22 protein-coding genes are annotated in these 26,178 nt (G+C 48.5%); 5 read left to right on the forward strand and 17 right to left on the reverse strand.

The window, feature by feature from the left end:
* Positions 1–7: 7 nt before the first annotated feature.
* The 8 genes from XMD579_RS04285 to gap all read right to left on the reverse strand — a co-directional run bounded on the left by XMD579_RS04285 (position 8) and on the right by gap (position 11,198).
* Positions 8–1,624, reverse strand: coding sequence for an alpha-amylase family glycosyl hydrolase (locus tag XMD579_RS04285; protein WP_173505905.1), 1,617 nt, complete (start codon positions 1,622–1,624; stop codon positions 8–10).
* 182 nt (positions 1,625–1,806) lie between these two features.
* A complete protein-coding gene (locus XMD579_RS04290; protein WP_173505906.1) occupies positions 1,807–3,144 on the reverse strand; it encodes a glycoside hydrolase family 32 protein in 1,338 nt (445 codons plus the stop codon).
* A 203-nt stretch (positions 3,145–3,347) separates the two neighbouring features.
* Complete coding sequence (locus tag XMD579_RS04295; protein WP_173483174.1) at positions 3,348–4,499, reverse strand: carbohydrate ABC transporter permease; 1,152 nt, start codon at positions 4,497–4,499, stop codon at positions 3,348–3,350.
* On the reverse strand, positions 4,499–5,497 hold the full coding sequence (locus tag XMD579_RS04300) for a carbohydrate ABC transporter permease (protein ID WP_173483173.1): 999 nt from the start codon (positions 5,495–5,497) through the stop codon (positions 4,499–4,501). Before XMD579_RS04300 ends, XMD579_RS04295 begins: the two co-directional genes overlap by 1 nt.
* 136 nt (positions 5,498–5,633) lie before the next feature.
* Entirely contained in the window at positions 5,634–6,992 is a 1,359-nt protein-coding gene (locus XMD579_RS04305; RefSeq protein ID WP_173494355.1) for an ABC transporter substrate-binding protein, read from the reverse strand.
* A 99-nt stretch (positions 6,993–7,091) separates the two neighbouring features.
* Positions 7,092–8,195 (reverse strand): sn-glycerol-3-phosphate ABC transporter ATP-binding protein UgpC, encoded by a 1,104-nt coding sequence (locus XMD579_RS04310; RefSeq protein WP_173505907.1) that lies wholly within the window; start codon positions 8,193–8,195, stop codon positions 7,092–7,094.
* 421 nt (positions 8,196–8,616) lie between these two features.
* Positions 8,617–10,065: a pyruvate kinase gene (gene pyk / locus XMD579_RS04315; protein ID WP_173505908.1), complete on the reverse strand. Its 1,449-nt coding sequence runs from the start codon at positions 10,063–10,065 to the stop codon at positions 8,617–8,619.
* 128 nt (positions 10,066–10,193) lie between these two features.
* A complete protein-coding gene (gene gap / locus XMD579_RS04320) occupies positions 10,194–11,198 on the reverse strand; it encodes a type I glyceraldehyde-3-phosphate dehydrogenase (RefSeq protein ID WP_173481556.1) in 1,005 nt (334 codons plus the stop codon).
* A 294-nt stretch (positions 11,199–11,492) separates the two neighbouring features.
* On the opposite strand from gap, the gene XMD579_RS04325 reads away from it, so the two are divergent.
* Both XMD579_RS04325 and glk read left to right on the forward strand, forming a co-directional pair.
* Positions 11,493–12,344, forward strand: a complete 852-nt coding sequence (locus tag XMD579_RS04325; RefSeq protein ID WP_173481555.1) for a MurR/RpiR family transcriptional regulator — start codon at positions 11,493–11,495, stop codon at positions 12,342–12,344.
* A gap of 2 nt (positions 12,345–12,346) precedes the next feature.
* Positions 12,347–13,300: a glucokinase gene (gene glk, locus XMD579_RS04330; RefSeq protein ID WP_173494357.1), complete on the forward strand. Its 954-nt coding sequence runs from the start codon at positions 12,347–12,349 to the stop codon at positions 13,298–13,300.
* 97 nt (positions 13,301–13,397) lie between these two features.
* Here glk and XMD579_RS04335 read toward each other — a convergent pair whose 3' ends face one another.
* Positions 13,398–14,270 (reverse strand): helix-turn-helix domain-containing protein, encoded by an 873-nt coding sequence (locus XMD579_RS04335; RefSeq protein ID WP_173505909.1) that lies wholly within the window; start codon positions 14,268–14,270, stop codon positions 13,398–13,400.
* 143 nt (positions 14,271–14,413) lie between these two features.
* Between XMD579_RS04335 and XMD579_RS04340 the strand changes: the two genes are divergently transcribed.
* Genes XMD579_RS04340 through XMD579_RS04350 form a run of 3 tightly spaced genes read left to right on the forward strand, consistent with a single transcriptional unit; the run spans position 14,414 to position 17,152 of the window.
* A complete protein-coding gene (locus XMD579_RS04340; protein ID WP_173505910.1) occupies positions 14,414–15,454 on the forward strand; it encodes an aromatic ring-hydroxylating dioxygenase subunit alpha in 1,041 nt (346 codons plus the stop codon).
* Positions 15,447–16,388 (forward strand): PDR/VanB family oxidoreductase, encoded by a 942-nt coding sequence (locus tag XMD579_RS04345; RefSeq protein WP_173505911.1) that lies wholly within the window; start codon positions 15,447–15,449, stop codon positions 16,386–16,388. The genes XMD579_RS04340 and XMD579_RS04345 overlap by 8 nt, the downstream gene beginning before the upstream one ends.
* A 5-nt stretch (positions 16,389–16,393) precedes the next feature.
* Positions 16,394–17,152 carry a CLCA_X family protein gene (locus tag XMD579_RS04350; RefSeq protein ID WP_173505912.1) on the forward strand — a complete coding sequence of 253 codons (759 nt, stop codon included), beginning with the start codon at positions 16,394–16,396 and terminating at the stop codon, positions 17,150–17,152.
* 141 nt (positions 17,153–17,293) lie between these two features.
* Here XMD579_RS04350 and XMD579_RS04355 read toward each other — a convergent pair whose 3' ends face one another.
* From XMD579_RS04355 to XMD579_RS04390, 8 genes are all read right to left on the reverse strand, one after another.
* Positions 17,294–18,751, reverse strand: coding sequence for a deoxyribodipyrimidine photo-lyase (locus XMD579_RS04355; RefSeq protein WP_173505913.1), 1,458 nt, complete (start codon positions 18,749–18,751; stop codon positions 17,294–17,296).
* A gap of 134 nt (positions 18,752–18,885) precedes the next feature.
* Positions 18,886–19,533: a phosphatase PAP2 family protein gene (locus tag XMD579_RS04360; RefSeq protein ID WP_173483167.1), complete on the reverse strand. Its 648-nt coding sequence runs from the start codon at positions 19,531–19,533 to the stop codon at positions 18,886–18,888.
* Entirely contained in the window at positions 19,523–20,980 is a 1,458-nt protein-coding gene (locus XMD579_RS04365) for a glycosyltransferase family 39 protein (RefSeq protein WP_173505914.1), read from the reverse strand. The genes XMD579_RS04360 and XMD579_RS04365 overlap by 11 nt, the downstream gene beginning before the upstream one ends.
* Positions 20,980–21,981, reverse strand: a complete 1,002-nt coding sequence (locus XMD579_RS04370; RefSeq protein ID WP_173498113.1) for a glycosyltransferase family 2 protein — start codon at positions 21,979–21,981, stop codon at positions 20,980–20,982. The genes XMD579_RS04365 and XMD579_RS04370 overlap by 1 nt, the downstream gene beginning before the upstream one ends.
* 74 nt (positions 21,982–22,055) lie before the next feature.
* Positions 22,056–22,955, reverse strand: coding sequence for a lysylphosphatidylglycerol synthase domain-containing protein (locus XMD579_RS04375; RefSeq protein ID WP_173505915.1), 900 nt, complete (start codon positions 22,953–22,955; stop codon positions 22,056–22,058).
* A 61-nt stretch (positions 22,956–23,016) separates the two neighbouring features.
* Positions 23,017–24,774: a sulfate permease gene (locus XMD579_RS04380; protein ID WP_173506133.1), complete on the reverse strand. Its 1,758-nt coding sequence runs from the start codon at positions 24,772–24,774 to the stop codon at positions 23,017–23,019.
* Between the two features lie 26 nt (positions 24,775–24,800).
* Complete coding sequence (locus XMD579_RS04385) at positions 24,801–25,220, reverse strand: TIGR01244 family sulfur transferase (protein WP_173483163.1); 420 nt, start codon at positions 25,218–25,220, stop codon at positions 24,801–24,803.
* A 15-nt stretch (positions 25,221–25,235) separates the two neighbouring features.
* Positions 25,236–26,099, reverse strand: a complete 864-nt coding sequence (locus XMD579_RS04390; protein ID WP_173483162.1) for an MBL fold metallo-hydrolase — start codon at positions 26,097–26,099, stop codon at positions 25,236–25,238.
* Positions 26,100–26,178 lie beyond the last annotated feature (79 nt).

Raw genomic sequence — 26,178 nt, forward strand, 5'->3', positions numbered from 1 at the left:
ACGTTATTCAAACCTCTGCAAACAACGCCTGATAGGGCGGCAGTACCATCGCACCATTTTCGTATCTTCCGCTAAAACCGTGCTCGGTTAACACTGAGTTGATCGCTCCGCTGTAGGGCACCGTTAACTCTTTACTGGTCATATTGATCGCAACTAACAGTGACTGTTCCTCAGATTGACGCGTGAATACAAAGGCTTCGCCTGTCTCTTCAATAAGTTCTATATCACCTTGAATCAGTGCCGGCTGTTGCTGGCGCCATTGAATGAACTGACGCATTTTCTGAAGCAATGAGTCGTTCTGCTGTTCCTGCGTCTCAACAGACAGTGGTAGATGTCTTGGATCGACTGGCAGCCATGGCTTAGCGTGGGAGAACCCCGCTTGCTCGCTGTTATCCCAGACCATTGGGGTACGACAGCCATCACGGCCTTTGTATTCGGGCCAGAATTCTATGCCATAGGGATCTTGTAGAGCTTCAAAGGGGACATCCGCTTCTGGTAGCCCAAGCTCTTCGCCTTGATAGAGACAGACGCTACCGCGCAGGCTCATTAGCATGGCCATGGAAACGAGTGGGAATTGGTTTGGATCCTCTTGCTCACCCCAGCGTGTCGCGCTGCGCTTCACGTCATGGTTGGATGCCGCCCAACAGGGCCAAGCATCACCCGCGTTCGCTTTAAAGGTAGTTATCACTTGACGGAAGTAGTCAGCACTGTGTTCTGATGACAACAGGTCAAAGGTGTAGGCCATGTGCAGCTTATCACCACCGGCCGTATACTCAGCCATACGTTGCAGTGGATCAGTATGGTCGACGCCGATCTCACCGACCATTCCACGATCGTCATACTCATTGAGCAGGTCTCGCATCGCTTTCAGGAAGTTCAGGTTTTCCGGCTGACTTAAATCGTACTGGTGAGTTTGGCGAACATATGGGTTCGAAGCGTCAACACTGTTAATGTACGGCATGCCCTCTGGATGAGGAGGGTTATTCTCTAGCCCAGCGCTATGGTAGTAGAGGTTCACGGTGTCCAAACGGAAGCCATCAACACCCAAATCTAACCAGAAGCGCATGTTATCCAAGTTTGCTTGGAACACCTCTGGGTTGTGGAAATTAAGATCCGGCTGGCTCGTTAGGAAGTTGTGCAGGTAGTACTGCTGGCGCTGGGTATCCCACTGCCATGAAGAACCGCCAAAGATCGATAGCCAGTTATTGGGCGGTGTGCCATCCGGTTTTGGATCGGCCCAGACATACCAGTCGGCTTTCGGATTGGTTCTATTAGATCGGCTTTCGGTAAACCAGGGGTGTTGATCCGAGGTGTGTGATAGCACCTGATCGATCATAACTTTTAACCCCAGTTCGTGTGCGCGAGCAACCAGCGCTTTGAAGTCATCAAGCGTGCCAAACATAGGGTCGACATCACAGTAGTCAGAGACGTCGTAGCCAAAGTCTTTCATCGGTGACTTGAAGAAAGGGGAGAGCCAGATGGCATCAACGCCCAGTGAAGCGATGTAATCCAGCTTGGATGTGATACCGGGAAGATCACCAATCCCGTCGCCGTTGGAGTCCATATAACTGCGAGGATAGATTTGGTAGATGATACCGCCTTTCCACCAGGGGTTGTTGCTCATAGTCTTGTCTCTACTGTTTTCTATTATTGCGGATGACAGGCTGAAGCCAGTCACCGGTGTTTCTTTTCGGGTGACTGGCCTTCAGCCTGTCACCCCGCTTTTGTTGGTGCCTTATCGAAGATGAGGCGATCCCAGATCTATTTAAAGCATCGCGACCTTTTTAAGGACGCTCCAACACTCTTTTAAGGGCGCTCTGGAAATGACCTTTGCGTAATACTCATCAATCCATCGGCCAGCAGCATCTCCAGCCCCGCTTCACTGAAGATCCACTCAGCGTATAGTGGCCCGTTCACGTTTAACTCTCGGCTGTATTGATGCGAAAAGTGTCGGTTTAACTCGTCATCATCGGTATCAACAGAGCGACCAATACTTATCTGGTAACGCTCTTCTATTCGCTTAATCTCAATTCGATGTGCATCATCGTCTGATGCAAAATAGGCAGATTCACCGACGTCCAAATTGAATTGAGTGCTCTGGTGTTTGCCCTTGTTCAACCTAATAGAGTCGGTTGGCTGAATGGCCTCGGCTTCTGAACGACTCGCAAACTGTTGTGCAATTCTTAATCCATCAGCGGTCTCTATCAGTCTTAACTGACGGGGTAGAGTCATCTGGCCATTGGTGACCGAGCAGGGGAGTTCATTGGCGTAGCGCCAGTTGCTAAACCAAGAGATGGCCTGTCGTTGTTGATTGGGGGCGTCTGACCAGCTCTGTGTCGCATAGTAGTCGCGCCCCTCATCTAACAGCAAAACCGTGCCGGCCGGGTTTCGGTTAGTAAACTGTATTCCGTCAAAGTCACCGATAAAGTATTGGGTGTACGAACCGTAGTGGATGTCGGGTGTCATACCAATTCCCACTACCAATACCCAAGCGGTTAGACCATTCTCGGTGGTCAGTTCGAATAGATCAGGGCACTCCCAAGGGTGCCATTCGTGTGCCCCTTGGCCTTCTCCAAACTCTGAGCAGAAGCTCCAATCGAGCAGATTTTTGGAACGGTAGAAAGAGATGGTTTGACGTGTTGCCAGACACATAATCCAGTGCTGACTCTCTTCGTGCCAAAAGACTTTAGGGTCACGGAAGTCAGAAAAACCGGGGTTGCTCAAAACAGGGTTGTTTGAATATTTGGTCCAGGTCTCACCACTGTCGCTAGAGTAGGCGATGCATTGATCTTGCTCGTAGTCGCGATCAAACCCCTCTTTGTCACGATGAGCGGTATAGAAAGCGATCAGGCCCACTTGGCCATCAAATAGGCCCGAGTCATCCTTCCAATCGACAATGGCGCTTCCAGAGAAGCACATACCCTGTTCGTCAGGCTCTAAGGCAATGGGTTTATGCTGCCACTGATTCAGATCGGAGCTGACGGCATGTCCCCAGTGCATAGGGCCCCAGGTCAGTCCTTCTGGGTAGTGCTGGTAGAAGAGGTGGTAACGACCGTCAAAATAGACCAAGCCGTTTGGATCGTTGATCCAACCGCGCTGAGCTTTAAAGTGCTCGGGTAGTGTTTGGTCTGGTTTGTTGGTCATGTTTTATTCGCTGTTTTGGTGACAGGCTGAAGCCAGTCACCTTTGTTTTTTTAATTCACCAGTGACAGGCTAAAGCCAGTCACCTAATTCAGTTCATATCAACAGTGACAGGCTTTAGCCTGTCATCTGCTTTCTCAGTAATTTCCACACAGTGGGTGACAGGCTGAAAGCCAGTCACCGTGAAAGGCGGCAGCCATTTAGGCTTAGCCTTTCACTGATCCTGCTACTAAGCCGCGTACGAAGAATCGTTGCAGTGCAAAGAAGACGAGCAGCGGCAAGATAATACTGATGAAGGCGCCTGAGGTTAGCACTTCCCAGTTGGAACCGCGGGTGCCGAGTAGGGCACGCAGTTGGGCAGTCAGTACAATCTGATCTTCGCCCTGTCCTAGGAATACCAGTGCCACCAACAGGTCATTCCAAACCCAAAGGAACTGGAAAATCGTGAAACTGGCCAGTGCTGGGAGAGACAGTGGCAGAATGATTCTAGTGAAGACCTGGAAGTGGCTAGCTCCATCGACACGCGCACTCTCGATCAAATCTCCAGGCAGACTCTTCATGTAGTTACGCATCAAGTAGATTGCCAATGGCAAGCCGAAGCCCGTATGCGCCATCCAGACGCCGGGGTAGCCCTTACTCTCAAAGCCGAACATCTGACCTAGATCTGAGTAGAGACGCAGTAGCGGAACCAGTGAGGTTTGTAGCGGCACGACCAATAGACCGATAACCACAGCGAACAGCCACTCACGACCGGCAAACTGCATCCAGCTGAAGGCGTAGGCCGCAAAGGCTGCGATCAGAACCGGAATAACGGTCGCTGGGATGGTTACGGCCAGTGTATTAAGAAACGCCTGACCGATTTTGCCTTTATCCAAGACATTGTCGTAGTTCTCTAGCGTAAAGCGTGGCGGTTGACCGTAGGCGAAGAAGATACGCTTGCCACGGCTGCCGGTAATCTCTTTGTCCTGGACATAGGTGTAGCTACCGTCACTGTTCACCGTTAGCTGCGCACCATTTTTTAGCGTTGCTGTCTCACCGGCTGGAACCTCTTCTGGATCCCGTGAGCTGCTGCCGAACGCTAAGATGTTTGTGAATGCAGTGCCATCGTCAGCCGTCAGTTGACCGCTTAAGACAAACTGACCATCAATCTGCTGTTGTGTCTCAGGTAGATCGGTCCGGGCAAAGGTGACCTGTTTTGACTCATTAAACGAGGTCCACCAGCCCGATGCCGCCAACTGATCTTTGTCACGGATAGAGCTGACAAACAGACCCAGTGTTGGGACTAGCCAAAGAATAACCAGGGCGGTTAGTGCGGTGCCGTTAAAGAACCTTGGCAAGAAAGAAGATTGTGTACTCATTAGCGTCCTGCCTCATCTTTACGGAAACGGTAGATGTTCCAAGCCATGATTGGTGTCACTGACAACATGATAATGATGGCAATGGCACTGCCTCGGCCAAAGTCACCGGCACCGCGGAACATCCAGTCATACATTAGGTTGGCCAATACTTGGGTTTCCCACTGGCCATTGGTCATCGCTAAGACGATGTCGAATACTTTCAAAACCAGAATGGCGATGGTGGTCCAAACCACGATGACGGTTGGCATGATCTGGGGTAGTGTGATTCGGAAGAATAGCTGACGACGGTTAGCGCCATCGATGATCGCTGCTTCTAGTGTCTCTTCAGGAACACTGCGAAGTGCAGCACCTAAAATCACCATCGCAAAACCGGTCTGAATCCAAATGAGGATGACCATCAGCAGTACAGAGTTCCAGATCTCCATCGATAACCAGAACTGCGGTTCGCCACCGAACGCCACCACTATGGCGTTAAGAATGCCGATTTGAGTATCGCCTTCACCGTTGTAGTGGTAGACAAACTTCCAGATAACCGAGGCACCAACAAATGAGATCGCCATCGGCATGAAAATAATTGATTTGGCGATGGTGCCGAACTTGGCACGATCGGCTAACACAGCTACTGCGAGACCAAAAACAGTAGAGAGTGTAGGCACAATGATCAGCCAAAGTAGGTTGTTGCGCAGCGTAATATGGAACTGTCCATCATTAAACAGCCATGCGTAGTTGGACCAGCCAACAAACTCTGTGGAGTCGGAGTTTTGGAACGACAGCCACAGGGTTTCGAAAACAGGGTAGACAAGGTAGAGCGTCAAGAAGAAGAGTGCCGGCCCCGCAAATAGCCATGGGCGGATTTTCTCGCGAAGTACCTCTTTGTTAGCGCGTGATGATTTTGAAATCAGCGCATCTAGAATCCAGTTGCTGCCCCAGAAGTAGATAATAACCGCGGATACACCAATAAGGATCGCGATTAGGGCAGAGTAGATCTGTTCAGTCATAGTGGTCTCAATATGAGTCGATCAGAGAGTGGGATCAGACCTTGAGTCTGATCCCTCTTTTGAATCGCGACCTCTGCGAGATCGCTCCTACAAGAGTGTAGGAGCTTTATCGCAGATGAAGCGAAGGTGGGCGCTATTACTTGATAGCATCCCAAGCTTTTTGGATGTCGGTAGTGACTTCTTCAGCCGATTTGCCTGAAGTGAAGTCAACCATACCTGTCCAGAATGCACCGGCACCGATAGCACCTGGCATTAGGTCAGACGCATCGAAGCGGAAGGTTGTTGCATTCAAGAAGATCTCACCTTGCTTACGTAGCGTGTCGCTTGAGTAAGCTTCAAGCTTCGCGCCTTTGTGTGGTGTTAGGAAGCCTTGGCCAGCCATCCACAACTCGTGTGCGATTGGTGAAGTCAGGTAGTCCATGAAGACTTGTGATTCTGGTGAGTCCTTCATCATCGTGATCAACGTACCACCGCCAAGAACAGGGTTACCTAGATCTTTGCTTTCGTACGATGGGAAGTAGAAGAAGTCAGAATCTGTACCGATCGTCTCTTTGTACTGATCTGGGAAGAATGCAGGGATGAACGACGCCTGACGGTGCATGTAACACTTAGGTGGTGTATCGAACAAACCTTTTGGTGAGTCACCGAAGAAGATCGAAGCAACAGCAGAAGATGAACCATCCACGTAGTCGTCGTTCAGCACGAACTGACCGAAGGTGTTCATGACTTCAATCACTTTAGGATCGTTGAATGGCATCTCGTTTGAAACCCACTGATCGTAGACAGAAGGTGGCTGAGTGCGAAGCATTAGATCTTCCATCCAGTCAGTACCAACCCAACCGGTTGCACCACCAGACTCCATGCCGATACACCAAGGTGTGCCGCCATCTTTAACGATCTGATCAGATAGGGCAATTAGCTCTTCCATCGATTGTGGAATTTCGTAACCCATCTCTTCAAAGTTCTCTGGTACGTACCAAACGAGTGACTTCAAGTTAACGTTGTATGGAAGACCAAACATCGCCTCTTTGCCGTCAGCGCCTTTGTAAGTACCTAGATCAACCCAGCTTTGGCCTGCTGCGTAGTTAGTTGCTACCGCTTGCTCAACACTGTCAGATAGAGCGACTAGGTTACCCTGTGATGCTAGCTCAGACACGGTACCAGGTTGTGGCCATGCTGCTAGGTTGGGTGGGTTGCCCGCTTTCATATCAACTAGAACAAGCTGTTCGAAGTCGTTAGAGCCGTTGTATTCAACAGTCGCGCCGGTCGCTTCTTCGAAGTAGGCAATCACTGTGCGAAGGTTAGCTTCGTCACCATCGATCCATGGGCCGTCAAAGCGAATTGTTTTGCCATTTAGATCCATCTTTTCGAATTTTGACAGTGAATCCCAAGAGAAACGGTTGTCTGCTTTATCGAACTTTAGACCTTCAGCTGCCGCTGTGCCTGAAAGAGTAGCAAGTGCGATTGCTACCGAAAGAGTCTTACGTAGAGTCATCAGGGTAAACCTCTGTTTTGATTTTATTGTGTGAGCGGCTTGCACTATGCCGGGTGCTCAACCCGTGAAAATCATGCCGAATGCACGAAACTCAAATTCTTATTCAACCGGAAGCACACGCTGATCGTTCTGATCAAACAGGTGACAACGTTCAACCGGAATGCCGAGCTTTAATGTTTGGCCGCTCTTTGCAGTGACATCGCCATCAGCGACAACAACAACGGGTGATTCCAAACCTTCCAAATCCATATATATCATGCACTGGTCACCAAGATGCTCGACATGGCTGACGGTGCTCTCAATAAAGAGATCGCCGCTACCATCTACTGTTAGGTGTTCTGGGCGAATGCCAAGTGCGGCTTTATCGCAGGCAAAAGCATCAGTTTGGCGATCTAGCGTCAGAGAGTGACCATCAAGAGAGATCGTGATCTGATTTTTCTCGACTGCATCGACACTCACTTCTAGGAAGTTCATCTTCGGTGAGCCAATGAAACCAGCGACAAAACGGTTAGCAGGGCGGTGGTACAGTTCCAGTGGCGCACCCACCTGCTCAATGCGGCCTGCGCTTAGAACGACGATTTTGTCTGCAAGCGTCATCGCTTCGATCTGATCGTGAGTCACGTAGATCATAGTGTTCTTTAGCGTACCGTGAAGACGAGCAATTTCGATACGCATCTGAACACGTAGTGCCGCATCTAAATTAGAAAGAGGCTCGTCGAAAAGGAAGACTTTAGGCTCACGAACTATGGCGCGACCTATAGCAACACGTTGGCGCTGGCCACCTGATAGAGCTTTAGGCTTACGATCCAGTAGATGATCCAGTTGCAGAGTCTTAGCCACTTCAGTTACGCGGCTGCGGATCTCATCCTTAGGCATGCCAGAGAGTTCAAGACCAAACGCCATGTTGTGGTAGACGGACATGTGCGGATAGAGCGCATATGACTGAAAGACCATGCCGATGCCACGCTCTTTAGGTGTGTGATCGTTGACGCGCTCACCAGCGATATTCAGGTCGCCTGAAGAGATCTCTTCAAGTCCTGCAATACAACGAAGTAGGGTTGATTTACCACAGCCTGAAGGCCCAACGAATACCACAAACTCACCGTCGGTGATGTCGAGATTAACATCATGAAGAATGTGGACCGGCGTTTTGCTTTTTTCGCCGTAAATTTTGTTTAGGTTGCTCAGATTGACCGATGCCACCAAAAACCTCCAGTTGCTTATTATTAATACTGCTTCCTGCAGTTATAAGATTATGCAAAACAGACGTTTTACTTAATCGATTTAGTAGCTACGTAATTTAGTCAGGGAACGATTAAGAAACAAGTCAAAAATACCTCTTAACGGCTTCTTAAATTTTTTGCAGTGCGTTAAGAGTGTGGCGTAGGAAAGCGTTGGAGCGGTCTTGAAAAGGCCGCGAATCGGCTTATTTTGTTAAGTTCGCTTCGCCTTTGGCTAGCTCCTACATAACTACTTAGCGGTGTAGGAGCTAGCCCTGGGTGAAGCGAGAAGGCTATCGCCTCATCTTCGATAAGGCTCCAACAAAAATGGGCCAGACTGTTGGTCTGACCCATTCAATAAATAAGGGTGTCAGGCTGAAGGCCAGACACCTCAAGTGATGCGGTTACTTAATATTCGGTCCGACGCGAACGATCTTCATGGTGTTGGTACCACCCTGAGCGTTGACGTAGTCGCCCTTAGTAATCAAGACGATATCACCCTCTTTTACTACCTTACGACGCTGTAGCTCTTCGACAGCACGTTGGTTGATCTCTTCGTTGGGAACCGCTTCTGAATCAAACGGAACGGTTTTAACGCCACGGTAGAGTGCCACGCGGGTCTGTGTCTTTGGATTCTTTGAGAAGGCGAAGATCGGTAGGCCAGAGCGAATGCGTGACATCAGAAGGGGTGTAGCCCCTGATTCAGTCATAGAAATAATCGCAGTGACACCCTCTAAGTGGTTAGCCGTATACATAGCCGCCAAGGCGATCGATTCATCGATTTTGTGGAACCGCTCGTTCATACGGTGCTTAGAGACTTGAGATTGACGATTCTTCTCAGCGCCAATAATGACGCGAGACATCGCCTCGACGGTCTCTATTGGGAATTCACCAGCGGCGGTTTCTGCTGAAAGCATTACAGCATCGGTTCCATCTAGAACAGCGTTGGCTACGTCAAAAACCTCTGCACGTGTCGGCATTGGGCTGGAGATCATCGACTCCATCATCTGCGTTGCTGTGATTACGGTGCGATCCAGTGTGCGTGCACGATCGATGATCAATTTCTGAATACCGATCAGTTCTGCATCGCCGATCTCTACGCCCAGGTCGCCACGAGCCACCATGACGCTGTCGGATGCCAGAATGATCTCATCGATATTTTCGACACAGCTAACCGTCTCTGCCCGCTCGATCTTGGCAACAATACCTGCGTCACCACCGGCCGCATTCATCAGTTCGCGCGCTTCTGTGATGTCAGCACCTGAGCGAGGGAAGGAGACCGCTAGGTAGTCCACATCGATCTCTGCTGCGGTAATGATGTCTGCCTTATCTTTTTCAGTCAGAGCGGCCGCTGAAAGGCCACCGCCCTGTAGGTTGATGCCCTTATTGTTTGAGAGTGGGCCACCCACGGTCACTTCACACTCTAAGCGGTTTAGCTTCTTCTCAACAACGCGCATCTGTACACGACCGTCATCAAGCAGTAGCACATCACCTGGTTTACAATCTTCTACCAGTTGCTCGTAGTCGATACCAACAGCCTCTTGTGTGCCGGCCGTTTTGTCCATGCTTGAGTCCAGAGCAAAACGATCACCCACTTTGAGATGGATCTTAGTGTCTTTGAATCGAGCAATACGAATCTTAGGGCCTTGTAAGTCACCCAGGATCGCAACGAATCGACCCGCTTTAGCGGCTGCTTCGCGAACCATTGCTGCGCGCTTCTTGTGATCATCCGCCTCGCCGTGCGAGAAGTTTAATCGGACAACGTTCACACCCGCTTGAACGAGGCGTTCAAGTACCTCTGGTGAATCGGTTGCTGGGCCAAGGGTAGCGACAATTTTGGTTCTGCGTTGCATCTTAAATCCTTAAGCAATCTGCTTTCGGTGGGTAAGCAGGGCTAACCGGTGTTAGCCCTCAGTTGTAGATAGTTGTAGAGATCTTATACCACGATTAGATGGCGTTTGTATGAAATGGTTGTTCAGTTTTATTGAGCAACGACTTTAGCAAAACGAAGCATGTTACAAGTGTAGCCATACTCGTTGTCATACCAAGCGACCACTTTCACAAAGGTATCGTCCAGTTGGATGCCAGCCTTGCAGTCGAAGATCGATGACTTGTTACAACCACGGAAATCCGTTGCAACAACGGCATCATCAGTAAAGCCTAGCGTTTCACCCAGAGCACCTGTCTCTGAAGCTTCACGCATTGCGCAGCAGATATCCTCGTAGCTCGCTTCACTGTTTAGCTCAACGGTCAGGTCAACGACTGAAACGTCTGTTGTTGGTACACGGAATGCCATACCGGTAAGTTTGCCGTTGAGTTCAGGAAGTACCACACCCACTGCCTTCGCTGCACCAGTTGAGGAGGGGATGATGTTCTCTAGAATGCCACGACCGCCGCGCCAATCTTTTGCCGATGGGCCGTCAACGGTTTTTTGAGTCGCTGTAGCGGCGTGAACCGTTGTCATTAGACCGCGTTTCACACCCCATTTGTCGTTTAGGACTTTAGCCACGGGTGCAAGACAGTTGGTTGTACAAGAGGCTGCAGAGACGATCGCTTGGCCTGCGTAGGTTTCATGGTTTACGCCATAAACGAACATCGGAGTGCCGTCTTTTGATGGAGCCGACATGACGACTTTCTTAGCGCCTGCTTCAATATGTTTTTGACAACCCTCTTCGGTTAGGAAGAAGCCAGTACACTCAAGGACGAGATCGACATCGATATCACCCCAAGCAAGATCAGCAGGATCGCGCTCAGCGGTTAGGCGGATGGTTTTGCCGTTCACAATTAGGTTGCCGTTGTCGGTTTGGATATCGCCTTTAAATTGACCGTGCACTGAGTCGTATTTCAGCATGTAAGCCAGGTATTCAGAGCCAAGTAGGTCGTTAATACCAACCACCTCAATATCACCATTGAACTCTTGGTAGATTGCACGGAACGCCATGCGGCCGATACGGCCAAAACCGTTAATGCCAACGCGAATTGTCATTTCAAAACCCTCGTAACTAATTTTATTATCAGTTTATGTTGTAAATTTACGTACAGTTTTGCCGACTTTCGTCTAAAGTTCAATCGTATGGGTTATAAAATCCCTATTCTTTTTTGCAATAATGACCCTATTTATAGCGTATATAGCCAATTTTCATAGGGTTTACGCTATTTAAGGCTACTCTCATAAAAGTTATTAACTTACGTAATTTCTTTTAATTCGTAAGTTTTTTACTAACCTTTGGTGTGTTAAAGTAACTTAATTAGATTTCGATGAAATTTGTTGAGGTAGCTAATGCCATCTAACATCATGCAGCAGATCAGTGCAGAGCTTGAGTCGCTGAACCGATCCGAGCGTAAAGTCGCTGAAGTCATTCTTGCAGACCCGCAGGCGGCGACAAGATCCTCTATTGCCGTATTAGCTCGCGCTGCTCAGGTGAGTGAGCCGACGGTTAATCGTTTTTGTAAACGTTTCAATACAGCCGGTTTCCCAGATTTTAAACTGCATCTAGCTCAGGCGTTAGCACACGGTGTTCCCTATGTTAGTCGCAGTGTCGAACCTGATGACGACTCAGAGAGCTACACCAACAAGATCATCGACGCGACCATCGCTGCGTTGGTCACTGCTAAGAAGACCGTTGATCCACAGATGATCAATCTAGCGGTGGATCAGTTGATTCAGGCTAAGCAGATCATGTTTTTTGGCTTGGGTGCCTCTTGGCCGGTTGCGCAAGATGCTCAGCACAAGTTCTTCCGCTTTAACATCCCAGTCGTCGCTTACGACGACGTACTGATGCAGCGTATGACTGCGGCTGCTTCTTCTACAGGCGATGTTATTGTCATTATCAGTTACACCGGTCGTACTCGTGAGTTAGTTGATATTGCTGAGCTAGCCCGTGCGAGTGGTGCCACCGTGGTTGGCATTACCGCACCGAATTCACCACTGGCACAGCACTGTTCTATTGTTGTTGAGGTTGATGCACCAGAAGATACCGATGTCTACATGCCAATGACCTCTCGTATTATGCACCTGACCGTAATCGATATACTGGCGACGGGTGTCACGTTACGTCGCGGACCGGACTTCCTTAAGCACCTCAAGAACATCAAAGACTCATTAAAAGAGACACGTTACCCAGCAAAATAGGTATGAGTGTGGACAACTTCTCTCTAATTGCCGATATCGGTGGCACCAACGCGCGTTTTGCCATGGTTGAAACGGGTTCTATTAATCCGACTAATATTCGTAATTTAGCAGTCGATGACTTTGCATCGATTGATCTGGCGATTAAACAGTACCTTAGTGATCTTGGAAGTGATGTTCCCGATCGTTGCTGTATTGCCATCGCTTGTCCTACTCACAACGATAGGATTTCGATGACCAACAACGGTTGGGTATTTTCAAAGCGAGATCTGCAGAACCATTTTGGTATTGAACAGCTCTCTGTCATCAATGATTACGCTGCGATGGCCTATGCTGCGGCTAATCTGACGGGTGATCAACTGATTCAGGTGGGTCGTGGAGAGCCTTTAGAGGATTTCCCGATTGCTGTGTTGGGCGCAGGCACGGGTTTAGGTGTGTCAGGGTTAGTTCGCTCAGGAGGAGCGTCTATTCCTCTGGTGACCGAGGGCGGGCATGTCGATTTTGCACCGACCACAGAGCAAGAGGTTGCGATTCTGCGTTGGTTGTTAAAACGTTATGAACGTGTCTCAGCAGAACGTCTTGTGTCGGGTATGGGGATTCAAAACATCTACCAAGCGTTAGCGGAATTACGTGGCTCTCCGGTTGAGCGAATCTCACCTGCCGAGATCAGTCGCTTAGCGTTTGAAGAGCGAGATCAGTTTGCATTAGAGACGCTTGAGCAGTTCTGTAAAATCTATGGCAGTGTTGCCGGTAACTTAGCTCTCTCATATGGAGCCCAGGGTGGTGTATTCGTCACTGGAGGAATTGTTCCTAAGATGCTCGACTTCTTTATCGAGAGTGGGTTTAGACAGCGCTTTGAAGCTAAAGGGCGTTTTGATCAGTACATGTCGACCATTCCGACCTATGTTATGACGGCTGAAGAGCCGGGTTTGATTGGGGCTGCAGCGGCGTTGGTATAGGGTCTGGAAGTCTGCTGGTAGTGCCGATGACAGGCTGAAGGCCAGTCACGGCGGCTCCGTAGCGTAATTTGTACACTGGTGACTGGCATTCAGCCTGTCACCCGCTCTCTACGTCAAACTGATGTCTTTTTCGAAACGCCATCGGTGTTTCGCCAAGTTCCCGTTTTACAAACCTTGTAAAGTAACCCGGATCACTGAACCCTAACTCATCCGATATCAGGGCGATTGACCTCTGAGTGAAGGCTAACCGTCGTTTGATCTCAATGGCTAAACGCTGATTGATCGTTTGTAGAGCACTTTTTCCAAAGTGCTTTTTGCACAGACGATTGAGGGTACTCGTTGAAACTCCGCACTGAGATGCGTAATCATCAATATCCAATCGGTTCTCTAAATTTCTTTCGATCAGTTGAGAAAACTGTTTCAACGCATCGGGTAGCTTCTCACTCAATGTTAACGCGGTATCCACTCTTTTGATCATTGCGAACAGTGTGTGGATCAGTTGCAGTGAAACGCTCTGTTGATCGGTAGGTTGTTGCTGCTCTTCTATTAAAAGTTCTGCGATCGTCAGTATCTGTTTTGCCGCTTCCTCTTTATCCCCCAAAAGAAGAATAGAGGCGCTGCTGGTCACAATATCGATGTCTTGCTGAATAATCGGCAGAGCGATGCTTAAAATGACTCCTCTTATACCGCTGTGAAAGTGAAAACCGTGTCTGTTCTCTGGTGGTAACGTAACAATGACCGGTTCGTTAATTGAGACTTGATCCTCCTCCAGTTGAATCTCAGCTTCACCTTGTTCAATGATTAAGACCTGAAATAGATCGCTATGCTTATGCGGTTTGATAACACCGCGATAGGGTCTGCTACTCTCTTGAACTGTTTCTATATGAACAAACCCCGCTTGAGCGTCACTCTGGCTGTCACCGTAGAGTGCATAGTTGGGTGTTGTAGATGACTTTGTAGATCTTTGCATGACGAAAAAAGTAAATCCATTGATGTTATTTACCTTTAATTTCTATTATTTGACCGAAAAGTGCAATTAATTGGCGTTTTTTTGAGTTGGGAGTTCTTAAGCCAATTGAGATACTGACTTCATAAAATTAAAAGGAGTGCGTCATGCATATTCAAAACGCCTGGTACGTCGCGGCTATGTCATCTGAAGTGACCGATAAACCACTCGGTCGCACCATCTGTAACCACAACTTGGTTATGTACCGTGGTAAAGATGATGCCATCGCCTGTATTGAAGACTTTTGTCCTCACCGTGGTGCGGCCATGTCGTTGGGGTATGTAGAAGAGGGTGAGTTGGTCTGTGGTTATCATGGCCTGCGTATGGGACCAGATGGTCAGACGATCTCGATGCCTAAACAGCGTACCGATCGATTCCCTTGCACGCGCTCGTTCCCAGTGATGGAGAAGTACGGGTTTATCTGGGTGTGGCCGGGTGATAAAGCCCAAGCGGATGAGTCTAAATTGCCTAAGTTCCATTGGGCTGAGAATGAAGGTTGGGCTTATGGTGGAGGCCTGTTCCACATCAAGTGTGACTACCGTTTGATGATTGATAATCTGATGGATCTTACTCACGAGACCTACGTTCACTCGACCAGCATCGGTCAGAAAGAGATCGATGAAGCACCGGTGAAAACGCGTATGGAGGGTGATCAGGTCATTACTGAGCGCTTTATGCCTGAGGTTAAAGCCCCTCCGTTCTGGCAGATGGCGATGGAGTTTCAGGGGTTAGACCCTAATGCAATCGTCGATCGTTGGCAGATCTGCCGTTTTAATGCACCGAGTCACATCATGATTGACGTAGGCGTAGCGCTGGCTGGTAACGGTGGTATTGATGCACCGCTTGAGAAACGTGCTAGCAGTGTGGTGGTCGATTTTATTACCCCTGAGACGGATTCAACCATGCACTACTTCTGGGGTATGGCGAGAAACTTCCAGCCTGAAGATACAGCGCTGACCGATAAGATTCGTGAAGGGCAGGGTGGTATCTTTACTGAAGATCTTGAAGTACTGGAAGCGCAGCAGAAGAACTTGGATCGTTACCCAGATCGTGACCTGCTTAAATTGGATATTGATGCCGGCGGTGTTCAGGCGCGCCGTATGATTGAGCGTGCGATTAAGTTAGAACAGGAGGCGGGCAATGCTTAAGCTGCGGGTTGCGAGTAAAGCTCCACTCACCGATCAGATTGTGAGCCTGAAGTTGGAATCCGTATCAGGCGAGCCACTGCCGGAAGTAGCTGCAGGAGCACATATCAATTTACACCTAGGTACCGGTTTGAGCCGACAGTACTCAATTTGTAACCCTGGCACATCAACTCAGTACTATGAACTTGCAGTGTTGATTGAAACTGAATCACGTGGGGGTTCTAAAGCCGTTGCTGCGCTTGAATTCGATGACGTCATTGAGGCGGATGAGCCGCAAAATCACTTTGGCTTGAAAACAGCGTCCAATCACCGTTTATTTGCGGCAGGCATCGGTATAACACCGATGCTTGCGATGGCGCGTGAACTGAACGCACGAGGCAGTCAATTTGATCTACTCTACCGAGCAAAGTCACCGGAGAGAGCGGCCTTTTACTCTCAACTTCAGCAGTGTGATTTCTCTGAGGCCTGCCGTTTCTCTTTCTCTAGTGATGGCGGGCTTGATCTGGCTTCTGAGTTGGCAAATCCTCAGGCCGATGAGCAGCTCTATGTGTGTGGCCCACAGCGTTTTATTGATGCGTTATTAGAGGCCGCCAAAGAGACTGGCTGGCGCACAGATCAGATCAATCGTGAGTATTTCAATGCGACCGTTCTAGAAGTGGAAGAGGGTGACCAGCCCTTTACCGTGAAGTTGAAATCGACCGGTGATGAGTATCTGGTACCGGTTGATCAAACCATTGCTGAAGTTCTAGAGAATGCAGGCGTCTTTGTGCCTCTCTCTTGTGAATCGGGTGTCTGTGGTACCTGTCTAGTTGATGTTGTTTCCGGTGAGCCGGATCACCGAGATCTGTATCAAAGCGAAGAGGAGCAGGCCTCAAATCGACAAATGACGGTCTGCTGTTCACGCAGTAAAACGCCTCTGATCGAGATTGATTTGTAGAACGAATGCAGCGCGTTTGGCGACGAGGCCCTCCCCGAAATCTGGGTCACAACCCTGGGTTTAATGAGATTCGCAATTTCTTCGATTTTCGTTCGGTGCGCATTGGTGGGTGGGTCACCGCTGAAGAGCAGGCGATACGGGCTGAAGAGTTCTTTATTGCTCTGTTAGATCTGCAAGAGATTCTCGGTCTTCCAAATTTTGCGCTGTCACTTCGTGGCGAACTATCACTCCATTATGGCACCGGTGGACGTCCCGGTGTCTGTGCGCACTATCAACCCTCAGCTCGAACCCTCGCCCTGGCTAAAAAAGCCGGAATTGGCAGTTTGGCTCATGAGTGGGCGCACGCTTTAGACCACTATCTGGCTAAGACCTCTTTCGAAGAGGAGGTTGGCGCACGTTTCGCAACGACAGCATGGTTGGCTGACTTTACCCACAAAGTGCATCCGCTGAATGATGCCTTAGACCGGCTCTACACGACGCTCTACCTTTCAAAGGATAAGCAGAGTCCAAGTGACTATGTCACTCGATCCGTTGTTCTAGATAAGCAAGCAGGATCGCTCTATTGGAGCTTGCCAGAGGAGCTGTTTGCTCGTGCTTTTGAGGCTTGGATCTCGAGAGCCGTTATCAAAAATAGCCTATTGATCAACCCTAAGGATATTGTGCGAGATACGAAAGGGCTCTATCCATTTGAGTCTGAAGCTAATGTGATTGATAAAGCGTTTGAGGATTACTTTGGGTTGTTGGGGTATGCGCTTTCTAGGTAGTTTCTGAAACGCTGTTGGTGCCGATGACAGGCTAAAGCCAGTCACGGGAGCTCCGTTAGGTGACAAGCTAAAGCCAGTCACGTCAGTACTACCAAGGTGACTGGCTTTCAGCCTGTCATCCGCTGTTGAGTTAACGGCAAGCTACTCAATCACATGCCTCCTAAGAATGGCTCGATTATGCATCTGAACCTCTGGCCGTTCACGCCAACCCCAAAACAGCTCTCTGGCTTCAGCAGCTGAATGTTTTAGATCGATAATTGGATCTGGATAGCTCTGCTCACTCTCTAGCATCTGTCTCTCAAGTCCACCCATAGCCCAGGGGGTGTATCTTAGCTCTGTAGGTAGTTCCGCTAGTTCAGGTACCCATTTCGCGATGAAGTGACCCTCTGGATCATGCTCCTCGGCCTGAAGGGTGGGGTTGTAGATTCTTAACGTATTAATACCCGTTGTACCTGCTTGCATCTGTAACTGTGGGAAGTGAATGCCCGGTTCAAAATCGAGAAACTGTCGAGCTAAGTGAGGTGAGCCGAGGCGCCAATCAATCTTTAGGTAGTGGCATAGAAAGCTTACAAGCATCGCTCGCATTCTAAAGTTGATGTAACCGGTACGATTGAGTGCTCGCATGCAGGCATCAACCAGAGGCACGCCTGTCATACCACTCTCCCACGCCTTTAGATCTTCTTCGACTTTTTTATCTGTTCGCCACGGAAATTGGTTGTAGCCGGCATTGATCGGTTGGGTTTCTATCTCGATCTGAGATTCAAATTTTTGAATGAAGTGGCAGTGCCAGTGCAGACGAGATCGAAACGCTCTAAGAGATTTCTCCCACTGACTTCTGACGCAAGAGGGTTTGGATTGTTGGTAAACCTCAGCCAGGCTGATATTTCCCCACGCAAGGTAGGGGGACAGTCGACTGCAGTGCTTGCGAGAGGCGGAGGGTTTCGAGATCGCTTTGGAATAGAGCTGACCACGCTCCTTGAAAAAGCTCTCTATTACAGATGCTGCTGCAGTTGGGCCGCCGTATTGCACCAGGGAGTCAGCCTCTAACCAATCAGGTTGAGGTTTGAAGTAGGTTAGTGGGTTTGAGTTACCAAGCCTAGCAGGGATCAGTTGGCTTAGGTCCGGTTGATGCAGTGGACCTTTGATCCGTGCATCCCAATTATCCAGCCAGTTATCGCGACTGCGAGCGCCTCTAATAACGGCTCCGTAGGGTGACTCATTCCACTGAATGCCCTGCTTCATGCATAACCTCTTTACCCGTTTATCACGGGCAAAGGTTTTGGCCATGCCGATCTCTTCGTGGCTATAGATTGAGTGAACATTCGTGATCGAGAGTATTTTAGAGAGCACCTCGGTTGGCTCACCGTTGAGCATGACTATTTCAGAATTAAATGCCGCAAGCTGATGATTGATATCGTTGATGCTCTGATAGATAAACCGCCAGTGACGTTCACTGTAGTGGCTATCTTCCATGAGCTCAGGTTCGAAAATGTAGATAAGCAGTAGAGGTAAGCCTGATTCAATCGCCTCTTTTAGAGGTCGGTGATCGGTCAGGCGAAGATCGCGTTTGAACCAGACAATATTGATGGGGGTTGGCATGTGTACCTCTGTTGATGCAGAGGTATAGGTTGAGGGGAATGAATCGGATCACTGCCGGCTGATAAAGCCGATGACAGGTTGAAGCCAGTCACTTTATAGTTTGTTCGGTGACTGGCATTAGCCTGTCAGCCGCTCTAAATGGGGGATTTGATCTTTAATATCTTGCCCAACCCCATGTTCACCCAATAAACCGCCCAGAGTGCAAAGACAGTATCGGATAGGAAGTGCCCACCTTGGACAATCCGTGTGATACCAACAATCACGCCAATTCCTAAACCAATGTAGAACCAGCGCTTAGATTGCATTAACCAGCCCAAGCCGATAAAGAAGAATCCCATCGACGCGTGACCGCTGACAAACGAGCAGTTGCTGTCACAGGCGCCTGAATATTCAAAGGCACGAGTAAAGTCTGCTTGCCCGCCAAACTCGGTGATTTGTGACGGGCGAGCACGGCCGATCGAGTTGTTTTTCAACAGGGCGTTAACCAATATGCCCGGGCCTAAAATCAAAGAGAGTGACAAAAAGGTATAGATCCTTTTTTGAAAAGGGTCACTTTTATCAGTGGTCGTCATCCAGAAATAGATCGCAAGAATAATAAGAATCGGCAAGATTGCAAAATGAAGATAAGCAAATAGCCAGTAGATTGAGCCAAAGAAGAGAGATGATTTTGAGAAAAACGTACCATCATAAAAAAGTGAAGAGACCCAAAGATCTAAATTTGGCAGTGTAGTAAATAGGATCACTGATAAGATGGTTAGTAAGAGGTCACTCCTAATTGTCATCTTTAAAACCTCTGACTAGTGTGACATAGACCTGTCGCTCAAGCCCCTTCATGACAGTCACTTTTTTGTAATCTAAATGTACTGCTTGATTGAAATAACGCTCCAGTGATTTTGCATCCATTCGCTCACTTAAAAATAAAAAGCTCGCTTCCGGTTCATTTGAGACAGGGTAGAGGAGTTCGTAGTGACTCTTAATGTGATTGTCTAAATCTAACGCTCTTGCATTTAAATTTTTTGGATCACGGTAGAAACCAAAATAGGCGGCAACTTTGCGAGATTCACTAGCAACAATTAATTCAGGGTACTGAGCTAATGATGGGGCAATCTCGTTAGAGAGTTCATACCAACCCTGGATTCTAGAGTAAGGATTGTTTTTCGGGGTTGGTTCGAACCCTAGACCCTTTTGAATTGATGTGTAGTGATAAAAGCCAATCATTAATAATAGATTGATGCTCACAGCCAAGGTGAGTATTTTGTGGCTGTTTCTGAGTGATAAAAGAATCGCTACCAGTAATACACCGGTTATGTAAGCCGGTGCACCCCAGTTAATATTGGCTCGTGCTGAGAGTGCTTGAAAACTGATAACCAAAAAGATGGGTATGAATATTGCCCATAGAAGCTTTGTACCTTTCACTCTTTTTAGCATGAAAGTTGATGCGAAAAGCGCTAGTGCACTCACGGGGCCAACTACGGCAAGTTGAGTAGCCAAAAATTCGATTAAACGAACAATGCTGAAACTGGATTCAGATTGTTGAGAGATCTCAGCCGTGTGCTGAAAACTGATGAAGTCGTGTTGATAGTTCCACCACAGGTTCGGTAGTAGCAATAGAATAGCAATGCCACAGGCGACCCAAAATCTGGGGTTAGCTAGGAGTTCGCGACCCTCTTTTGAAATCGCAGCGTAGACTAGAAAGCCTGCCGGAAAGAGTATGAAGGTGTATTTAGAGAGCAACCCCAGTCCACCTACGATACCAGCAGCCATCCATACTACCCATTGATTGGACTGCTGTGCCTTCAAAAAGAGCAAAAGAGCTAATGTCCAGAAAAAGAGCAGGGGTGCGTCCGTGGTAATGAACAATGAATTGAAACTAACCAGCGGCATGGTAAGAAACAGTAAGCCGGCATAAAGTCCTGCTCTAGTCGAGTGCAGACGTTGACCAATCGAGAACAGGATAAGCGAAGTGATTGAGTAGAGAAGCGGGGAGGCCAGTTTGATTGCCCACTCGCTGCTACCGAATAGATCCGTGGTGATTCGAATCAGCCATGCCACCATTGGTGGCTTAGAGTAATAGCCCCAGTCTAGGCTCTGCGACCAGCCAAAGTAGTAGGCTTCATCAAAAAAGAGGTGAATCGGTGCTGACTGCGTAATCCATTCACGGTAAGCAAATAAAAGCGCAGCCGCAAATAACAGAAATTGAAAACTGCGATCTCTAAACAGCGTTAGCATTATTCGTGATCAGCTCTTTTCCAGCACTCATCATCAGCAATGGGAGCTGATGGACGAACAACAAAACTGGCGCTTCGATTATCTTGGAAAAAGATTCGACTCAACATCTCTGCGATAACGCCAGTGGTTAGAAACTGCAAAGCCATCAAGATCAAAAAGATGGCGATCATCAACATTGGACGGCTGCCGATGTCTTCGCCTAAGAAAAATTTAACGGCAAATAGCCAGCTCAGCATAGCACCGCCGATGGCACCGGATGCTAGGCCAATCGACCCGAAGAAGTGTCCAGGGCGTGCTTTGTAACGAAGAAAGAAGAAGACGGAAATGATGTCGATAATCACTCGAAAGGTTCGGCTAATGCCATATTTAGACTCACCGAATTCACGAGCATGGTGTGTTACAGGTGTTTCACCAATCCGTCTGGGTGAAGTAACACCAGCAACCCAGACGGGAATGAAACGGTGCATTTCACCGAACAGACGCACCTGTTTAAGCACGGACGCGCGATACACTTTAAGACTGCAGCCGTAATCGTGAAGTTTTACCCCAGTAATTTTTGCAATCAAACGGTTGGCAATTTTTGACGGCAGTTTGCGTTTGATGGCGGCATCTTGACGATTGACTCGCCAGCCTTGGAGTAGGTCGAGGTCTCGTTCAATGAGCTCATCGACCATTCTAGGGATGTCTTTAGGATCGTTTTGTAGATCCCCATCCATAGTCACGATCAGTTCACCACGTGCTGCATCAATGCCCGCTTGCATAGCCGCTGTCTGACCAAAGTTACGTTGCAGCTCAATGACTCTAACCTGATTACCAAACTGTTCTGCGGCGGCCTTTAAGCGATCTACCGTCTGATCGGGTGATCCATCGTCCACACAGACAAGTTCCCAGTTACCTTGGTAATCAGAAAGACCATCATGAACCCGCTCGACAAGCAGTTGTGCGACATCTTCCTCTTTATACATAGGAACTACAACGGAGAGGGTGGGTCTGTTTGACATGGTGATCTCGTATCTGGATTTGAGTGGTGAATCATACCTTATGGCTGACTCTTAACAAAGTTTGTCGTCTCTTTTTAAAAGCTAGTTTTCCTGCTAGGGCTGGGCAGAAGTAGCGCAATAGGGACAGATAGCAGTGACGCGCCCAAAAGGTAGATGTGCACATTAATGGCCGCTTTTACGGCCTCTATGGTTTCAAATCCCATCGGGTATAAAGCAGCTAACATTGCAGCCTCATAAGTGCCAGAACCTGCTAGTCCATGAATCGGCAAAACGCCTGATATGTCGGCCAATATGACAGCCAGTGCACCATTGAAAAAGTCGATATTAAGGAAACTCATTAGGATCAGAATAAGTGCGACCAACTTCACAATCCATATAAGTAGAGTAATAAGGTAGGTTTTGCCTAACAGCCTATAGTCTTTTGGCCATAGGTGTTCAACTTTGTTGAGTAAGTTCTTAATTTTGTTAGGAAATAGACGGATTAGTGACTCTCCTCCAGCTCTCATTAACAGTGGTAACAAGATAAGGGCTGTACAAGCTATGCCTCCCAGTAAGGGTGTTACTGAGAAGAGGGCAAACGAAGCAAGAAGTAGTAAAGCATGGAGGTCCATCAAACGAATCACCAGCAACCCCGCCGATGTGGTCAGCATGGATTCTGAAAATTCACGTTTCATCAACAATGGGAAGGCGGCTTCACCGAGTCTCATCGGTAAAAAGTTATTCAGCGCGTTATGTAGAAAGCTGATCTTTATGTAGCTAACGCGGGAGTGTGATTCAGAGGCAAAGTAGTTAAAGACACGTTCAGCTCTTAGGAGGTATGAGATAAAGGTGAGTAGGGTCAAAAAGAGTAGATTGGTTATAGAGAGAGTCTGCCAATCTTCGAGAATGGATCTCCACCTGATTGTTAACTCAACTCCAATCGCTAGGGCTAAAAATAGAGTGGTCGCGATAAACCAACGAAGCGTTTTACTCATGAAACCATACACACTTAAAGTTAGCCTTCAGTGTGCCATTAAACCACTCTAATGTCTGTCTTTAGTCGGACAAAGCCGCTTTGGCACATTTGCTCATGCGCGTATCGGACTCGTTATGAAGAGTGCACCAGGCTTGGTATTGGCTGAGGAATACTTGGCCAGTCAGTTCGTTTAGGAAATGACTCTTCTTAAGCTGATCCATTACCGGGCCTTTTACCTCTGACAGGTGGAAGCAGACGCCAAAGTCTTTGAGTCGCTGGTTAATCGCCTCAAGGGACTCTAGGGCTGACGCATCAATCAGGTTGACGGCTGGGCACATCAGAACAAAGTGCTGGACCCCTTTTTGTTGGGCAATCAGGTCGTAGACACGATCTTCTAAATAACGCGCGTTAACGAAGTAAAGGCTCATGTCGATACGCAGTGTGATGATCTTCTCATCGTACTCCACCTCAAAACGATCGACGTTACGGAAGTGCTCTGTACCGGGAATTCGGCCGACAATCGCATCGTGTGGCTTACTCGTGCGATGCAGAAACAGTGCGATCGATAGGGTAACACCGGCGATGATGCCTGCTTCTACACCGACTAACAGCGTCAGCAGTATGGTTGCCAGCATTGCCATGAAGTCAGGCTTCGAGTAGCTCCAGGTGCGTTTTAGCGCGCCAAGGTCGACCAATGACAGAACAGCAACAATAATCGTTGCGGCCAGTGTCGCTTTGGGTAAGAAGAATAGAAGCGGTGTTAGGAAGAGGGTAGCGACTGCAATACCCACTGCTGTGAATGCGCCCGCAGCCGGTGTCTCTGCGCCGGCATCAAAGTTGACAACGGAGCGAGAGAATCCACCTGTCACTGGGAAGCCGCCAGATACTGCTGAACCTACGTTGGATGCGCCTAAACCAATCAACTCTTGGCTGGGATCGATTCGTTGACGACGCTTCGCTGCCAGTGTCTGCGCAACAGAGACTGACTCAACAAATCCGACAATACTGATCAGCATGGCTGATATGAACAGTTGTTGCCAAAGTTCTGCATCAAAATGTGGCAGTGCAAACTCTGGTAGTCCTGTTGGAACGATGCCAACGACTTTGACCCCCTCAAGCTCTAGGCGGTAGTAGTAGGTCGCAAAGGCCGTGGCGGCTACAGCTAAAACAGGTCCCGCTTTGGCAATGACATCAGCCAATTTTGAGTTCATGCCGGTGTTAAGCAGAAGGGGCTTTAAGCTCTTACGTGTCCAGAACAAGAAGACTGTAGCAGAGACGCCGATAATCAGAGTCGGGATGTTGGTGTCCTCTAGGTGAATGATGATTGAAGAGAGAATGTCATATAGGTTGTGGCCAGACGCGTTGATGCCAAGAATGTGTTTTAGCTGACTGGCGGCGATGATCAGTCCAGAGGCGGTAATAAAGCCGGATATCACCGGGTGGCTGAGCAGATTGGCCATCGCGCCCAATTTGAAAAAGCCCATCAGTATTAGCAGGGTGCCCGAAATGAGCGCCAAAGCACCGGCAGCAGCAATATAATCGGTGGTGTTGGCAAGTCCGAGGCTGCCTAAAGCGGTCGCGGTCATCAGGGAGACAACCGCAACTGGACCAACGGCTAAGGTACGGCTGGTTCCGAAAATAGCGTAAGCGATCAGTGGCAATATACTTGCATATAGCCCCACCTCTGGCGGTAATCCAGCAAGCAGAGCATAGGCCAGTGATTGAGGAATCAACATGATCGTTACAATCACTGCCGCGATAAGATCGTTGGTCAGCGTCAGCTTATTGTACGATTTTGCCCAGTCTAAAATCGGAAAATAGTTCTTCAAAGTATTAATCCTGAAAAGCAGAAAACGCTGCTTTATTACTGACGTGCCTCGATTCGCGCTCTAATTCCGTTAAGGTCATACCCAGCATTAGCGGCCTTATCGATAATCGCTTGGGCTTCCTGTCTTGACCCTTCTGCCATTCCCCATAGCATGGTGCAGCGAGTGCCGGTGCGACAAAAAGCGAAGATTGGGGTTTGCGCAGAAGCTAAGAATTGATCAAATGCCTCAACATCTTGGTCGCTGATGTTGCCAGAGATAACGGGCTGAGAGACGTAGGTTAACCCTAGCTTCTGACACTCCGCTTCAATCAGTGCTAAATCAGGTTGATCCTCACTCTCGCCGTTTGGTCGGTTGCAAATGACGGTTTTAAAGCCTGCATCAGCAATGGACTTAATATCTTCAATCGCTACTTGAGGTGACACGCTGATTGAATCGGTGAGTTTTCTTACATCCATGAAATGTTTCCTTAATCAGAAAAGGTCTACCGGAATTTTTAGGTAGCGCTGCCCGTTATCTTCAGCCGGTGGCAGGTGACCAGCACGCATATTGACTTGAACCGACGGCAGAATCAGGCGAGGCATATCAAGTGTTGCATCACGTGATTCACGCATTTGAATAAAGTCAGCCTGATCATGCTCTACGCTGACGTGAATATTGTGCTGGCGCTCTTCACCGATGGTGGTTTCAAATTGGTACTCATCACGACCAGGTGCCTTGTAGTCATGACACATAAAGACACGGGTCTCATCCGGTAGGGTGAATAGCTTCTGAATCGACTGGTAGAGGGTTGTTGCATCGCCCCCAGGAAAATCGCAACGCGCGGTTCCGTAGTCAGGCATGAATAAGGTGTCACCCACAAACAGAGCGTCACCGATTAAATAGCTCATACAAGCAGGGGTGTGTCCGGGTGTGTGGATCGCTTTTGCAGCGATTGAGCCGATATTAAATGACTCATCATCTTTGAATAGATGATCAAACTGGCTGCCATCACGTTCGAATTCTGTACCGGCATTAAACGCTTTGCCGAAAACATCTTGTACTACAGTGATGTGATCACCAATGGCTAAGGTGCCGCCCAGTTGATCCTTTAAATAGGGTGCTGCAGATAGGTGATCGGCATGAACGTGAGTTTCAAGAATCCATTTGGTCTGCAGTCCCTCTTCTTTTATGTAGGTGATGATTTGATCGGCTGATACTCGATCAGTTTTACCTGACGCGTAATCGAAATCGAGAACGGAATCGATAATTGCACACTCTTTCGTTTCAGAGTCTGAAACAACATGGCTGAAGGTAAAGGTTGGTTCATCAAAGAAGGTTTTAACGATAGGCTGCATTGGATGCTCCATCTAGCTTTTAAGGTGCAATTAACGGTCTGTCTAGACTTTAGTTATATGCTTATAGCTTAAGATAAGT

The organism is Marinobacterium sp. xm-d-579 (assembly GCF_013282935.1).
GTDB lineage: Bacteria > Pseudomonadota > Gammaproteobacteria > Pseudomonadales > Balneatricaceae > Marinobacterium_E.

Excerpts from the sequence above, each read along its gene's own strand:
- XMD579_RS04285 (WP_173505905.1), bottom strand. The coding sequence starts at position 1,624 with ATGAGCAACAACCCCTGGTGGAAAGGCGGTATCATCTACCAAATCTAT.
- XMD579_RS04290 (WP_173505906.1), bottom strand. The coding sequence starts at position 3,144 with ATGACCAACAAACCAGACCAAACACTACCCGAGCACTTTAAAGCTCAG.
- XMD579_RS04295 (WP_173483174.1), bottom strand. The coding sequence starts at position 4,499 with ATGAGTACACAATCTTCTTTCTTGCCAAGGTTCTTTAACGGCACCGCA.
- XMD579_RS04300 (WP_173483173.1), bottom strand. The coding sequence starts at position 5,497 with ATGACTGAACAGATCTACTCTGCCCTAATCGCGATCCTTATTGGTGTA.
- XMD579_RS04305 (WP_173494355.1), bottom strand. The coding sequence starts at position 6,992 with ATGACTCTACGTAAGACTCTTTCGGTAGCAATCGCACTTGCTACTCTT.
- pyk (WP_173505908.1), bottom strand. The coding sequence starts at position 10,065 with ATGCAACGCAGAACCAAAATTGTCGCTACCCTTGGCCCAGCAACCGAT.
- gap (WP_173481556.1), bottom strand. The coding sequence starts at position 11,198 with ATGACAATTCGCGTTGGCATTAACGGTTTTGGCCGTATCGGCCGCATG.
- XMD579_RS04325 (WP_173481555.1), top strand. The coding sequence starts at position 11,493 with ATGCCATCTAACATCATGCAGCAGATCAGTGCAGAGCTTGAGTCGCTG.
- glk (WP_173494357.1), top strand. The coding sequence starts at position 12,347 with ATGAGTGTGGACAACTTCTCTCTAATTGCCGATATCGGTGGCACCAAC.
- XMD579_RS04335 (WP_173505909.1), bottom strand. The coding sequence starts at position 14,270 with ATGCAAAGATCTACAAAGTCATCTACAACACCCAACTATGCACTCTAC.
- XMD579_RS04340 (WP_173505910.1), top strand. The coding sequence starts at position 14,414 with ATGCATATTCAAAACGCCTGGTACGTCGCGGCTATGTCATCTGAAGTG.
- XMD579_RS04345 (WP_173505911.1), top strand. The coding sequence starts at position 15,447 with ATGCTTAAGCTGCGGGTTGCGAGTAAAGCTCCACTCACCGATCAGATT.
- XMD579_RS04350 (WP_173505912.1), top strand. The coding sequence starts at position 16,394 with ATGCAGCGCGTTTGGCGACGAGGCCCTCCCCGAAATCTGGGTCACAAC.
- XMD579_RS04355 (WP_173505913.1), bottom strand. The coding sequence starts at position 18,751 with ATGCCAACCCCCATCAATATTGTCTGGTTCAAACGCGATCTTCGCCTG.
- XMD579_RS04360 (WP_173483167.1), bottom strand. The coding sequence starts at position 19,533 with ATGACAATTAGGAGTGACCTCTTACTAACCATCTTATCAGTGATCCTA.
- XMD579_RS04365 (WP_173505914.1), bottom strand. The coding sequence starts at position 20,980 with ATGCTAACGCTGTTTAGAGATCGCAGTTTTCAATTTCTGTTATTTGCG.
- XMD579_RS04370 (WP_173498113.1), bottom strand. The coding sequence starts at position 21,981 with ATGTCAAACAGACCCACCCTCTCCGTTGTAGTTCCTATGTATAAAGAG.
- XMD579_RS04375 (WP_173505915.1), bottom strand. The coding sequence starts at position 22,955 with ATGAGTAAAACGCTTCGTTGGTTTATCGCGACCACTCTATTTTTAGCC.
- XMD579_RS04385 (WP_173483163.1), bottom strand. The coding sequence starts at position 25,220 with ATGGATGTAAGAAAACTCACCGATTCAATCAGCGTGTCACCTCAAGTA.
- XMD579_RS04390 (WP_173483162.1), bottom strand. The coding sequence starts at position 26,099 with ATGCAGCCTATCGTTAAAACCTTCTTTGATGAACCAACCTTTACCTTC.